A 13,051-nucleotide genomic window follows, 5' to 3' on the forward strand; every position below is an offset into this window, starting at 1 on the left:
GCGATGAGCGACACTTATCTGGAATTCAACAATCTGACACTCGGCTATCAGGGCCACGCGGCGGTCCATCACCTTTCTGGTCTGGTTGAGCGTGGTTCGCTGACGGCAGTCGTTGGCGCCAACGGGTCTGGCAAGTCTACCCTGATGAAGGGTGTAGCAGGCATCCTCAAGCCAATCAGTGGTGACTGTACAGCCTCGTTCAAGCGGCTCGCCTATCTCCCGCAACAATCCGAAATCGACCGTACCTTTCCGGCACGGGTGATTGATCTCGTATCGTTGGGTTTCTGGCAGGAGAGGGGTCTTCTCGGTCGCATTACCCGTGAAGACAGGATAAAGCTTGCTGGCTGTCTCGAGGCCGTCGGCCTTTCGGGTTTTGATAAACGGCCGCTCGACAGTCTCTCCGGCGGGCAGATGCAGCGGGCTCTCTTCGCACGCTCCATGCTGCAGAACGCCGATCTGATTCTGCTCGACGAACCCTTCAATGCCGTGGACGAGCGGACGATTCGCGACCTCCTGGTTCTCATAAAACAGTGGGCTGCCGAAAATCGCACGATCCTTTGCGTTCTTCACGACCATGCGCTGGTACGCGCGCATTTTCCGCAGACGCTGCTGATCGCGCGTCAGTTGGTGGCCTGGGGCTCAACGCCGGATGTCATGACGTCGGACAACCTTCTGCGTGCCCGGTCATTCCAGGAAGCCTGGGACGAAACGGCCGGCTGGTGCGAAGGGCAGCAGGTCGCGAAAGACCGCATCGATAGCGGACTTCCCGGCCAGGCTGCGGACCGACAGAGGACTGCGGTCCATGTTTGAATGGTTGGTCTCTCCCTTCTTGCAATACGGCTTCATGCAGCGGGCGCTTTTCGGATCGCTACTCCTTTCCGTCAGTTGCGCGCCGGTTGGTGTGTTCCTCATGCTTCGGCGCATGAGCCTGACGGGCGATGCGATGTCTCATGCCATCCTGCCGGGCGCCGCACTCGGCTTTCTGCTGTTCGGGCTCGACATCCTGCCGATGACGACGGGCGGTCTGGTCGTGGGGCTGCTCGTGGCGCTCGGGTCCGGCTTTGTGTCGCGCTTTACGGTCCAGAAGGAAGATGCTTCCATGGCGGCCTTCTACCTGATTTCGCTGGCCGTCGGGGTCCTTCTCGTCTCTTGGCGTGGATCGAGCGTCGACTTGATGCACGTGTTGTTCGGCTCCGTGCTCGCGCTCAACAACGAGGCGCTGGGATTGATCCTGGCAATTGCTCTCGTGACTTTCCTGGCGTTTGGTATTTTCTGGCGAGCGCTGGTGGCTGAATGCCTTGACCCGCTGTTTCTGCGCTCCGTCAGCCGTATTGGCGGGCCGACGCACTTCCTGTTTCTCGTTCTCGTTGTCCTCAATCTGGTCGGCGGCTTTCAGGCGCTTGGAACACTGCTGTCGGTAGGCCTTATGATGCTGCCGGCTGTGGCCTCGCGCTTCTGGTCGAACGATGTCCGCGCGCTGTGCCTGGTTGCGATTGCGATCGCCGTCGCCTCGTCGCTGGGCGGCTTGCTGCTGTCCTATCACGCCTCCATGCCATCCGGCCCGGCGATCATCATGGTCGCCGGTGTCGTCTACATCCTCTCCGCTCTTTTCGGCCGAAGAGGCGTACTTGCCAGCGCGCTCCCCTCGCGCCGGCATAAGGCCACCTGATACTCACAAGGAGATCCCCATGTTCAGGACATTCCGTTTTGCTACGTTTGCCAGCATTCTCACCCTTGGCGCTTTCGCGTCCAACGCTTCTGCAGCCGAACTCCAGGTTGTTGCGAGCTTTTCGATCATCGCTGACCTCGCCAAGAACGTGGGCGGGGACCGCGTCGAGATCTCGACGCTCGTCCCGGTCGATGGCGACGCGCATGTCTATGAACCGCGACCGGCAGATGCGGCTTCCCTCGAACAGGCGCAGGTCGTTCTGGTCAACGGCCTGCAATTCGAAGGCTTCATGTCGCGCTTGATCGAAACGAGTGGCACCAAGGCACCGGTCGTCGAAGTCAGCAAAGGCATCGAGCCCCTGAAAACTGCTGAAGAGGAGCACCACCACGAGAACGAGGCTCATGCGGAGGCAGAACATGATCACGCCACCGAAGAAAAGGTCGAAACCGCCCATGACCGCGATCATGAAGGTCATCATCACGGCGAGTTCGATCCGCATGCCTGGCAGTCGATCCACAATGCCGAGATCTATGTTAAGAACATCGCCGATGCCTTCTGCGAAACGGACAAGGCCGGTTGCGCGACATACACCGCCAATTCGCAGGCCTATCTGGCAAAGCTCGCCGACCTGGAGGCCGAGGTGAAGGCCGCAGTTGCAGCTATCCCCGAGGACAAGCGCACCATCATCACCTCGCACGATGCCTTCGGCTATTTCGAGCACGAATACGGCCTGAAGTTCATCGCGCCGGAAGGCGTGTCGACGGAAGCGGAGGCATCCGCCGCCGACGTTGCCAAGCTCGTCGACCAGGTAAAGGAAGACAAGGCTTCGGCCATCTTTGTCGAAAACATCACCAATTCGCGCCTCGCCGAGCAAATCGCCCGGGAAACCGGCCTGACGATCGGCGGCACGCTCTATTCCGACGCACTTTCCGGCAAAGGAGGCCCAGCGTCCACCTATATCGACATGTTCCGCTACAACGTGAACACGTTGAAGGCCGCGATCCTCGGAAGCTGATCACAAGGCTTGCCCGGCTCATGCCGGGCAGGCCTCTGCCACCGGCATTCAGACCAAAGGGGTTTACTGCAACATGCTTGGCGGCCTGTTCACGCGTTCGCACAACGCACCCGGCACCACGCAGGACGATGTGAGACGGCTCTATGATTCCGTCCCGGTCACGCTCCTGACCGGCTTTCTTGGCTCGGGCAAGACAACGCTGCTGAACGACATCTTGGCTGATCCGCGCATGCACGGGACGGCCGTTATCGTCAACGAGTTCGGCACAGTTGCGATCGACCACGATCTCGTCCGCAAAGGTTCCGAAACCTATTTCCGGACGACCACCGGCTGCATCTGCTGTACGGCGACAAGCGACATCAAAAGCTCCCTCTCAGATCTTCACGAGGCGCGGTTTCGCGGCGACATACCACCTGTCTCACGGGTGGTGATCGAGACGACGGGACTGGCCGATCCCGCGCCCATCATCAACAGCATTATTCCCGGCGGGTCACCTGCAATGGGGTTGAGGGATCATGTCGTGGCCCGCCATTTCCATCTCGCCCGCGTTGTGACGACCTTCGACGTGCTGGATGGACGCGCTACGCTCGACAGCTTCATGGTAGGCTGGAAGCAGCTCGCCTTTGCCGATCATGTCGTCCTGACCAAGACCGATATCGCAGATACGGCTCACGACTGGCCGGATGAACTGAGAGCTCTTAATCCGGCGGCAGTCTACCATGATCGCCACCGACGGGGGTTTAGTCTCGCCGCACTATTCGCCGAGGGCGCTTACTGCGTCGCGGGCAAGGCCGAGGATGTGCCTGGCTGGTTGGCGATGGAAAGGCTTGGGGCTCACGCAGATCATGCCCACGACCCCAATCGGCATGGGGATGAGATCGAGGCAATCAGCTTGAGCCATGATGTGCCTCTCTCGCCGCAGGCCGTCGAGACCTTCCTGCATATCGTGACGACCAATGTCGGCTCTGGTCTTCTGCGCCTGAAGGGTCTCTTCGCGCTCACCGACGACCCGGCCCGTCCGCTGGTCGCCCACGCCGTGCAGCACCGGCTCTATCCGCTAAAGCGCCTCGAACGCTGGCCGGACGAAGATCACCGCAGCCGGGTTGTCCTCATCGGCCAGGACATGCCGGCCAAGCCCATCCGCGATCTCTTCGAGGTACTGGCTCCGCGCGCGGCGAGAGCCAAGCGAGGTGCGGCATGAGCGAGGCATTCGTCAACCAATTGGCACGGAATGGACCGTCGGTCATCAACAGCGTTCGCACGATCAAATCCTGGGCGCGCAAGTTGCTCTCGCTACGGGACGAAGCTGTTGTTTCGGTAAGCGAGCTTGCCTGCCATGTGCCGGGCTGCCCTCTCAGAGAGACCGTGATCCTCGTGATGCAGGGCACAGAGACGGCCCATGCCTCGATTCACAAGGCGATGATGGACGTGACGGAAGACGACGTGGCCCATGCGTTTTCCGCTGCCTCCGACCCCGACTGATCTTTGCACCATTATCAAATTGAAACGGAGAAAATTGCATGCGCATCGCCAAAGCGCATTTCCTCACACTCGTGCTCGCTGGATCGCTGCCGGTAAATTTGTACGGGGCTGAGGCCCTGAGAGTGGTTGGCCCGTGGGAAATCACCGGCATCGTACCGGCGCAGACCGGCTATGTCTTTAACCGTCTCCAGGCCGCCGAGACGCTTGTTACCACTGACAAGCAGGGCGCGCTTGTGTCCTTGGTAGTCAACTGCCAAGCGACACTAGCCGCAGCTAGGCGCTGCCGATAGGGCATGCCCCGCTAGGTCTGGTGCCGCCTTTTTGTCGATATCAGGCTGAAATTGCCAGAGGATCTGCACAGATCCTAAAGTGGCGCAAAGTATGCGTCCTCCCTGCCTGCAGTGGCAGTTGAGGCAACGGGCCAAGGCGCGCGGGCTTACTCTGCGCAAGCTCGATCGCGGTGATCTGGAGGCGATCATCGCGCTCGATGCACCGGCTTTCGGCGCGATTCGCCACCAACATCTCCTGCGGCTGTTCGACAGTTCCATCAGCTCTGGTCGTTACGAAGGAAAAAGGGTTGCGTTCCTATTCGATGCGCCGCCGTTTCGGGCGGGGGCATCTCGTGGATCCGGTCGTCGCCGCCTGCGACGCGGATGCGATCAGGGTCACCCATCCGCAGGTTGTGGCCCATGCCGGCGGCTTCCTGCGCATCGATACTCATTTCGACAAAGGCGCCTTCGCATCCTTCGTCCAGCAATGCGGCCTCAGCGTCCACTATACGGTGACGACTATGGTAACCCGGGAAGAGGCCAGTTATGGCACAGGGCAGAGTTGCAGCGCGACTGTTTATGCCTTGGCGTCTCACTCGCTTGGGTGATTGGTCCAGCAAAAGTACCAAAAAATCGTGTCTGCTCGAAATAGGAACAGGCCAAAGCTGACGCCGGCATCGGGCAACCTGACCTCCGCTGCCCGTGACCTCGGCATCGCCAAGAGCGCGCTTTATGTGCGGATCGAGCGGCTCGGCTTGAAGGGAAGCGTGGGATGCGCGGTTGATCGCAAGGTGTCAACGCACAGAGCGTATTGGACGAGTGACTGATAACGTTAGGACGCAAGGCATATGTCGGCTCGAATGCCGTCAAGAGCCGCGACTAAGCCAATGTTTCGCCAGCGTATTCGGCGTGTGCATGTTGCTGTAGAGATAGTCCCAAAACTCATCTTTTTCTTCAACCGTTGTCTTGGACCAGACCGAGTGAACCGCCATCTCTCCGCACCAGTATGCGTAGACGAAAGGAGCGCGCAAATCATGACGAAGGAAGGCGAGGCGGGATCGGGTAACGTCAGGAGACTGCAGGGAAGCAGCCGCGATATTCTGCACGACCTCATCAAAGGATTGCCCCTCGCCAAGCAGTAGCCAGGCGGCGCGACACCTGAGAGCGGAACGAAGGCGCTGCAGAAAGTGTCCGAGATGATCCTCCGGCGTTTCGATCCAATCGAGAAATTGCATGCCATTGTCGGCGATGCCTTCAAAAATGGCCGAACTTGCCGAACTCGTGACCACTTGGGCGGCATCAAGCGGCAGAAAGCCTTCCGCCACGCGCTTTTCGCGCAGTTTCAGGTGAAGGAGATGGCCCGGAAAAGCCTCGTGGACTGCCAGATGCTTGAGGCTGAAAGCAGTGTAGGGAAAGTCGACATTGAGCAGCAGCCGTCTGCCGGCGAAATCGCAATAGGCCGAATATGGCACGTCCCGCTGGGCGATAGGTTTGATCCATTCGCCATCCACCCAATCTGCCCTTAATGCGGTCGCCAGAATACTGCAGCGCGTTCGTGCCTGACGTTGAAATTCCCCAAGCACGTCAAGCACCTTGTCTGATGGTATCCGGGCGCGCTGCTCCCAGCCCGCGAAATCCTCAAAGAGGCTTCCGCCGCGAAAGCCCAGTTCGTCCAACACCTCGCGAATCCCTCTGTGATATCCCGCGATAATCTCTTCGGGTATATCGCGGACGTCGACACGGATCTGCCGCTCCAGCCTTTCACCGAAACTGACGGGATCGCCGCGGAATGTGGCAATCAGGGCGAGCAGCGAGTCGGACATCTCGTTAAGCCAATCCCCACGCAGCGCGGTTTCGGCATGCCCGAGACGATCGCGAAAGAGCAGGAGGGCGGCTTCCACTTCGTCGTAGCTGTCAAATCGATGCGGCGATATCGTGGCGACAGCGACGGGTATGAGCCCTTCGGCATCCAGAATGCCTGCATTGCGATTGCGGCTGCGATAGAGGACGTCAAGACCGGCCGTTATCGCCGCCAATTCTCCTCCCAACTCCATTTCTACCTCCGACTTTTCACGAAACTGCCGTTCTTGATAATGATCGGCATATGGGCGCCCTGATGGGTGAGCCGCGACATGTCGTCGAGCGGATTGCCGTCGATCACGATCAGATCGGCAAAAGCGGCGGGCGAGATGCAGCCTATTTTGCCTTCCATCCTGAGTAGTTTCGCGGCGACATAGGTGGCAGAGGCGATTACCTCATGAGCGGGCAATACACGCGAGCGGATCACGAATTCTTCGGACTGGTGCCGGTGCATTTCGCCGAGAAGGTCGGTGCCATAGGCCATCGGCAGCCCGGCCGCTCGCATGATCGAAAGCGATTCCATGCCGGCAAGCCGCACTGAATCCACCTTGGCAACGGAGGCGGCCGGCAAACCAAGCGCGGCGCCTTCGATGCCGAGCTTTTCATAGGTGACGAGCGTCGGCACCGAGATGCAGCCGTTTTCCACTGCGAATTTGGCCGTCTCTGGGGTGATCAGGTTGCAGTGTTCCAGCGAGTGGATACCGCATTCAATTGCCCTGCGGATCGCCTTGTCCGTGTAGAGGTGGGCCGCGACGTAGGTTCCGGCATTTTCGGCTTCCTCAACGGCGGCGATCAGCTCTTCACGCGAAAAGCCCAGGAAATGGATCGGGTCGGTTGGCGAGGCGATGCCGCCGTTTGCCATGACCTTGATGAAATGAGCGCCGGATTTCAGCTCCTCGCGCGCCGCCTTGCGGACTTCCGGCACACCATCGCAGATGCGGCCGAGATTGCCGAGGGTATGGCCGGTCTTCGGAGGCGGGTGATCGTCGTAGGGGCCGCGATAATCCGTATGCCCCCCGGATTGCGAGAGCGCCTTGCCGCAGATGTTGAGCCGCGGCGTCGGCCAGGGCGCTTCCTCGGTTGCGGCTAGGAGACCGGAGGTCGCGCCGCCGAGATCGCGCACGGTGGTGAAACCGCGCATCAGCATCTCGCCCATGATCTTGAAGGCGCGCACGGTGACGACTGGGTCGGGAAGTTTGGCGTTTTGGCCAAGGTTCGCCATGCCGGCGATCACATGCACATGCGCATCGATCAGGCCCGGCATCAGCACCTTGCCGGAAAGATCGATCCTCTCGGCCGAGGCGCTGGAAATGGAACGGGAGACTTCCCTGATCGTATCGCCTTCGATGAGAATCGACATCGGCTCGCTTGGCTCCGGGCTCGTTCCGTCGACGACGCGAGCGTTTTCGAAGAGAATAGCGGACACGGTTCTTTTCCTTTTAGCCTTTGGCGCCGACGCGGCTCGCTTCGAGGAAGGCGGGGATCAGCAGCGGTGCGAATTTCTTTGCAATCTCGACATGCCTTTCCTCGTAGAAATATTCCTCGTGAAGCAGGTTGATCGTGCCGATCGTCTTGCCGTCGTAGACGACCGGGATATTGATCGCCGAGTTGAGGCCGAGGCTGGCGATCAACTCGTGATCAAAAAATGCCCATTTGATCGCCTCACGGTCACGCCCAAGAAAGGGCTGCTGGCGGTGCAGCACCAGATCGCCCCAAGGGGTGATGCCCATCGGCTTGCGGCCAAGAACCGGATAGACATCCGGCATATTGGAGTAGACCCGCGCCACCTCGTCGCCGTCCTTGTAGAGCAGAGTCAGCAGCCTGTGCCCGACCCGGGCTGCGAGTGCGGCGTCCAACGCGTCGAAGAAGAAATTTGGCTGGCCCGGTTCTGCGAGAAGCTCGATCAAGTCTTCGGTCATCCTAAAATTCCCTATCGGTGGTGGCAGGCGACGGACTGGCCGTCGGCCTTTCGTTCAAGTTTTGGTTCGGTCTGCCTGCAGATGTCGGTCGCGAGCGGGCAGCGGGTGTGGAAGGCGCAGCCGGACGGTTTTCGCGTCGCGCTTGGAATGTCGTCGCTGACGGCACTGAACTTATGCCTGTGGTGTGGATCGTGCGACGGCGCGGAGCGCAGCAGCAGTCCCGAATAGGGATGCAGCGGTTTGGAGAATATCGCCTTTTTCGGTCCCGTCTCGACGATCTTGCCAAGATACATGACTGCCACCCGGTGCGAGACATGCTCCACCACCCCGAGATCATGTGAGATGAACAGATAGGAAAGGCCCAGTTCCTTCTGCAGGTCGGCAAGAAGATTGAGGATCTGCGCCTGCACCGAGACGTCCAGGGCCGAGACCGGTTCGTCGCAGACAATGATATCGGGCTTCAGCGCCAGCGCCCGGGCAATGCCGATCCTTTGGCGCTGGCCTCCGGAAAACTGGTGCGGGAAATTGTCGGCCTGGTCGGGCCTTAGCCCTACCAGCGAGATGAGTTTTGCTACCTCTGCCCGCCGTTCTTCGATAGAGCCGACCCCGTGGATATCGAGCGGCGCGCGGATGATGTCGCGCACCTTCTGGCGCGGATTGAGCGAGGAGAACGGGTCTTGAAAGATGATCTGCATGCGGCGCCGGTGGGAGCGCGGCACGTTACCCATCTGCGTCACATGTTCCGCCCCGTGCATGACGATCCGCCCGTCGGTAGATCTCACGAGCCCCATCAACGCCAGTCCCGTCGTCGACTTGCCGCAACCGCTTTCGCCGACAAGGCCGAGCGTTTCGCCAGATCCAATCGAGAAGGACACGCCGTCGACGGCTTTCACCTCGCCGATCCGCCGCTGGAAAATGCCGGCGCGGATGGCGAAATGCACCTTGAGGTTTTCGACCGATAGAAGAGGGGCCGCGTTCTCAGACATTGTCGTGCTTCCAGCAGGCGGCGAAATGGCCGGGCTTCTTTTCGATGAAGGGAGGGCGTTCATTCAGGCAACGGGCAGACGCACCGGGACAGCGGGGGGCAAAGGCACAGCCCTTCGGCAGGTCCCAGAGTGGCGGCACGGTCCCGGGAATATCGACCAGCCGCTCCGGCGCGGCCTGCGTCTCGCCACGGCGCGGGATGGCGCCCATCAGGCCGATCGTGTAGGGGTGAATCGGGTTGTCGAACAGCTCGAAGACGCTACATTCCTCGACCCGCCGGCCTGCATACATGACTATCGCCCGGTCAGCGATTTCGGCGACAACGCCGAGGTCGTGGGTGATCAGGATCTGCGCCGTGCCGAGCCGGTTCTGCAGGTCCGAGATCAGGCCGAGGATCTGCGCTTGGACGGTAACGTCGAGCGCGGTCGTCGGTTCGTCAGCGATGATGATCTTCGGCTCGCAGGCGAGTGCCAGCGCGATCATCGCGCGTTGCCGCATCCCGCCGGAAAGCTCGTGCGGATATTGGTATGCGCGGCGTTGCGGATCCGGCATCTGCACCAGTTCCAGGCATTTGACGGCCCGGGCAAAGGCCTCGCGTCTGCGGAGCTTGCGGTGCTGGCGAACGGATTCGGCGATCTGCTCGCCGATCGTCAGCACAGGGTTCAGCGCCGTCAGCGGTTCCTGGAAGATCATAGCGATCTTGTCGCCACGAAAATCCTCCACCCTGCGCTGATCCATGGCGAGAAAATCCTCGCCATGGATCTTGATCGAACCGGACGCGACACGGGCGCTGTCGGGAAGCAGGCGAAGCAGCGAAAGCGCGGTCATCGATTTGCCGCAACCGCTTTCGCCGACGATGCAGACCGTCTCGCCGGGGTGGACCGAAAGGCTCATCTCGGAGACGACAGGGAAGGCCCCGTTTTCTCCAAGGATTTCGACATTCAGGTCGCTGACAGCAAGTGCCGGTTCCATCGTCTTTTCCATTGCCCGATCTTGCACCCGTTCAATCCATTTGCCGAAGTGTTTCTTTCAGTCGGTAGACCCTTCGATATTGCCGACCATGAAGCCGTAATCGCCGGCCTCGACCAGGTTGCGGGTCAGGTGCTGCATGACCATGATGCCGGTTTCGAACGGCGTCGCGATTTCCTCGATCGTCTCGAAATCATAGGGGCTGATGACGCGGCCGAGCAGCGAGCCGCCCTTGATGATCTCCCCGTTTGCCGGCGACAGGGGCTCCAGCCAGCCGCCATGCTTCGGGCGGATGCCGACGAGTTCGGTGACGACGACCTGTTTCGGGTTCGGCTTTACCTCACCTTCGATCGAGCCGATCAGGCGCAGCTGGTTGAGGAGGCCGTCGACGGTGCGCTTCGTATATGGCGTCTGGTCGATGATGCCGCCGCCGAGTTCGATTGTCACGACCTTGGTGCCGTGGCGGTCCATGGAAACGGACTTGCTGGTCCCCTGATAGATCGTGCCGGTCTTTCCGATAGTCGGGCGATATAGGATCTTCGAACCGAAGGCGCGCGACAGCGGCTCGTCGTTCCAGATGTAGACGTAATCGACGGTCGGTCGGTCGGTGCCGGAATGCAGGTCGAGATTGTAGTCTATCTTGGCATAGAACTCATGCGCCAGCGCGTCGGCGAGCTGCTGACTGTATGTGCCGCGCGGGTCGCCCGGAAATTCGCGATTGAGGTTCAACTGGTCTAGTGGGTTGTGGCGGTGGTTGACGGCGAAGGAACGCGGATTGGCGACCGGAAGCAGCACGATCCGGCCCCTAAGCGGCATGGCGTTGATGATGCGGAACAGGTCGAGGATCGCCTGCGAGCCGGTGTTTTCGTTGCCGTGGATCGAGGCGGAAATCCCAACGGTCGGGCCGTCCTGTTCACCCACCAGCTCGTGCATGAAGATCACGGCATCGCTGCCGTCCGCGTGGGTGGTGAACTTGTGGCGAAGCTTGTTGATCGACTTGACCATGGAGGTTTCCTTTCAGCGTCGTGTCGTGTGGATCCGAAGGGTTTTGCCTATTTCTTCTTGCCCGCGGAGCGAGAGAGATGGCGGGGGTCGAGCGCGTCACGCAGACCGTCGCCGAGCAGGTTGAAGCCGAGGACGGTCACCATGATCGTGGCGCCGGCAATGATTGCCAGCCACGGTTCGTCGCGCATGAAGCGGGTGCCGTAGGCCAACGTCCACCCCCAAGTCGGTGTCGGTGGCGGCAGACCGAAACCGAGGAAGCTAAGCGCCGATTCCGAAATGATCGCGGCGCCGAAGCCGAGCGAGGCAAGCACTATGAGCGGCCCCATCGCATTCGGCAGGATTTCCTTGACAAGGATACGGACCGGATGGGCGCCGAGTGCCTTGGCGGCCTGCACGTAATTCTGCTCACGCAGCACCAGCGTCGTGGCGCGCACCACGCGGGCATATTCCGTCCAGGCGACGACGATGATGGCGATCGCCACGTTGACCATGCCAGGGCCTAGCACCGCGACGATAGCAAGAGCCAGGACAATGGCTGGGAAGCCGAGGAAGATATCGGTGATCCGCATCAAAATCAGATCGGTCCAACCGCCGAAATAACCGGCCGCAAGCCCGACCGCCGTGCCGATGACGGCGGAGACGACAACCGAAATGCAGGCGATCGTCAGCGAAACGCGTGCTCCGAAAATCAGGCGTGACCAAAGGTCCCGGCCGAAATTGTCGGTGCCCAGCCAATGGGTCAGCGTTGGGCCGGAGAAGCGGTTGCGCATGTCCATCTGCTCAATGCCATGCGTCGAGAGGTAGGGAGCAAAGACGGCGAAGACGACGATCGCGAACACGATGAGCGTGCCGAAGATGAGCGAGATATTGCGGAAGCGCCTGGGTAAGCCCATGAGCTTCAACCCAAACGAATGCGCGGATCGACGACCGCATAAAGAAGATCGACGATGAGGTTTACCAGCGCGAAGATGATCGCGAACGTAAGTACGATGCCCTGGATTAACGGCAGGTCGCGCTGCGAGATCGCCGTGATGGTGAGCTGTCCGAGTCCGGGCCAGGCGAAGATGGTCTCCGTCAGCACGGCACCGCCGAGCAACGCGCCGAAGCGCAGGCCGATAACGCTCAGCACCGGCAGCAGAGCATTGCGTAGCGCATGCCGGATGATGACGCGTTGGCGGCGGAGCCCCTTTGCGTAGGCGGTGCGAACGAAATCCTCGCGCAGGACTTCCAGCATGGCTGTGCGCACGAGGCGCGAGATGATTGCCGCTGAGTTCGCAGCCAGCGCCAGCGCCGGCAGAAGAATATGCGAAAGGCTGTCGAGCAGTACTTGTGGTCGGCCAGTCAGCGCCGCCCAGATCGCGTCCGGGAAAGACGTGCCGCGGCCGATCGCCGGCAGCCAACCGAGTGTCACGGCAAAAAGCAACATCAGCAACAGGCCAAGCCAGTAAACCGGCATTGAGACCCCAAGCTGCGCGAAGACCATCGAAATCGTGTCAACAAGTGAACCCTGCCGGGTCGCGGCGATTACGCCGAGCGAGATGCCAATGATGCAGGCAAGCAAGAGAGCGACGACCGCAAGCTCGATCGTTGCGCTGAGCCGGCCGGCGATGATTTCTGACACCGCCTGGTTCTGGAAGATCGAACGGCCCATGTCGCCATGCAAGAGCTGGAGGAAATAGGAGCCGAGCCGTACATACCAGGGATCATTGAGGCCAAGCGAATTACGCAAATTGTTGATCGCCTCCGCCGAGGCCTCCTGGCCGAGCAGAACCGAGGCCGGATCTCCAGGGATGAGCAACAGCAGGCCGAAGGTGACGACAACCATGCCGATGGCCATCGGGATCAGCAGCAGGAGACGGCGTACGATATAGGCTAACAT

At 60.5% G+C, this 13,051-nt stretch carries 15 protein-coding genes; 7 read left to right on the forward strand and 8 right to left on the reverse strand.

Annotated features, from left to right (window positions below; translation table 11 throughout):
* Positions 1-3: 3 nt before the first annotated feature.
* From aztA to QEO92_RS06285, 7 genes are all read left to right on the forward strand, one after another.
* Positions 4-810, forward strand: coding sequence for a zinc ABC transporter ATP-binding protein AztA (gene aztA, locus QEO92_RS06255; RefSeq protein ID WP_227702512.1), 807 nt, complete (start codon positions 4-6; stop codon positions 808-810).
* A complete protein-coding gene (gene aztB / locus QEO92_RS06260) occupies positions 803-1,669 on the forward strand; it encodes a zinc ABC transporter permease AztB (RefSeq protein ID WP_227702513.1) in 867 nt (288 codons plus the stop codon). The genes aztA and aztB overlap by 8 nt, the downstream gene beginning before the upstream one ends.
* A gap of 19 nt (positions 1,670-1,688) precedes the next feature.
* The gene (gene aztC / locus QEO92_RS06265; protein WP_227702514.1) at positions 1,689-2,684 is read left to right on the forward strand and encodes a zinc ABC transporter substrate-binding protein AztC; all 996 of its coding nucleotides are present in this window, start codon (positions 1,689-1,691) and stop codon (positions 2,682-2,684) included.
* A gap of 73 nt (positions 2,685-2,757) precedes the next feature.
* Positions 2,758-3,885, forward strand: a complete 1,128-nt coding sequence (locus QEO92_RS06270) for a CobW family GTP-binding protein (protein ID WP_227702515.1) — start codon at positions 2,758-2,760, stop codon at positions 3,883-3,885.
* Positions 3,882-4,166 carry a hypothetical protein gene (locus tag QEO92_RS06275; RefSeq protein ID WP_227702516.1) on the forward strand — a complete coding sequence of 95 codons (285 nt, stop codon included), beginning with the start codon at positions 3,882-3,884 and terminating at the stop codon, positions 4,164-4,166. The genes QEO92_RS06270 and QEO92_RS06275 overlap by 4 nt, the downstream gene beginning before the upstream one ends.
* Before the next feature lie 38 nt (positions 4,167-4,204).
* Complete coding sequence (locus QEO92_RS06280; protein WP_227702517.1) at positions 4,205-4,456, forward strand: hypothetical protein; 252 nt, start codon at positions 4,205-4,207, stop codon at positions 4,454-4,456.
* A gap of 287 nt (positions 4,457-4,743) precedes the next feature.
* Entirely contained in the window at positions 4,744-5,043 is a 300-nt protein-coding gene (locus QEO92_RS06285) for a GNAT family N-acetyltransferase (RefSeq protein ID WP_265105674.1), read from the forward strand.
* A gap of 258 nt (positions 5,044-5,301) precedes the next feature.
* Here the strand turns inward: QEO92_RS06285 and QEO92_RS06290 are convergent, their stop codons facing one another.
* The 8 genes from QEO92_RS06290 to QEO92_RS06325 are packed head-to-tail and all read right to left on the reverse strand — an operon-like array spanning position 5,302 to position 13,051.
* Entirely contained in the window at positions 5,302-6,489 is a 1,188-nt protein-coding gene (locus tag QEO92_RS06290) for a hypothetical protein (RefSeq protein ID WP_227702519.1), read from the reverse strand.
* A 2-nt stretch (positions 6,490-6,491) separates the two neighbouring features.
* Positions 6,492-7,721 carry a metal-dependent hydrolase family protein gene (locus tag QEO92_RS06295; RefSeq protein ID WP_227702520.1) on the reverse strand — a complete coding sequence of 410 codons (1,230 nt, stop codon included), beginning with the start codon at positions 7,719-7,721 and terminating at the stop codon, positions 6,492-6,494.
* 13 nt (positions 7,722-7,734) lie between these two features.
* Positions 7,735-8,214: a GAF domain-containing protein gene (locus QEO92_RS06300; protein WP_227702521.1), complete on the reverse strand. Its 480-nt coding sequence runs from the start codon at positions 8,212-8,214 to the stop codon at positions 7,735-7,737.
* An 11-nt stretch (positions 8,215-8,225) separates the two neighbouring features.
* Positions 8,226-9,200, reverse strand: coding sequence for an ABC transporter ATP-binding protein (locus tag QEO92_RS06305; RefSeq protein WP_227702522.1), 975 nt, complete (start codon positions 9,198-9,200; stop codon positions 8,226-8,228).
* Positions 9,193-10,182 (reverse strand): ABC transporter ATP-binding protein, encoded by a 990-nt coding sequence (locus tag QEO92_RS06310; RefSeq protein WP_227702523.1) that lies wholly within the window; start codon positions 10,180-10,182, stop codon positions 9,193-9,195. The genes QEO92_RS06305 and QEO92_RS06310 overlap by 8 nt, the downstream gene beginning before the upstream one ends.
* A gap of 45 nt (positions 10,183-10,227) precedes the next feature.
* Positions 10,228-11,172 carry a succinylglutamate desuccinylase/aspartoacylase family protein gene (locus tag QEO92_RS06315; protein WP_227702524.1) on the reverse strand — a complete coding sequence of 315 codons (945 nt, stop codon included), beginning with the start codon at positions 11,170-11,172 and terminating at the stop codon, positions 10,228-10,230.
* A 47-nt stretch (positions 11,173-11,219) separates the two neighbouring features.
* On the reverse strand, positions 11,220-12,065 hold the full coding sequence (locus QEO92_RS06320; protein ID WP_227702525.1) for an ABC transporter permease: 846 nt from the start codon (positions 12,063-12,065) through the stop codon (positions 11,220-11,222).
* Positions 12,066-12,070: 5 nt separating this feature from the next.
* Positions 12,071-13,051: an ABC transporter permease gene (locus tag QEO92_RS06325; protein WP_227702526.1), complete on the reverse strand. Its 981-nt coding sequence runs from the start codon at positions 13,049-13,051 to the stop codon at positions 12,071-12,073.

Origin of the sequence: Neorhizobium petrolearium (genome assembly GCF_029854435.1) — a bacterium.
Taxonomy (GTDB): Bacteria; Pseudomonadota; Alphaproteobacteria; order Rhizobiales; family Rhizobiaceae; genus Neorhizobium; species Neorhizobium petrolearium.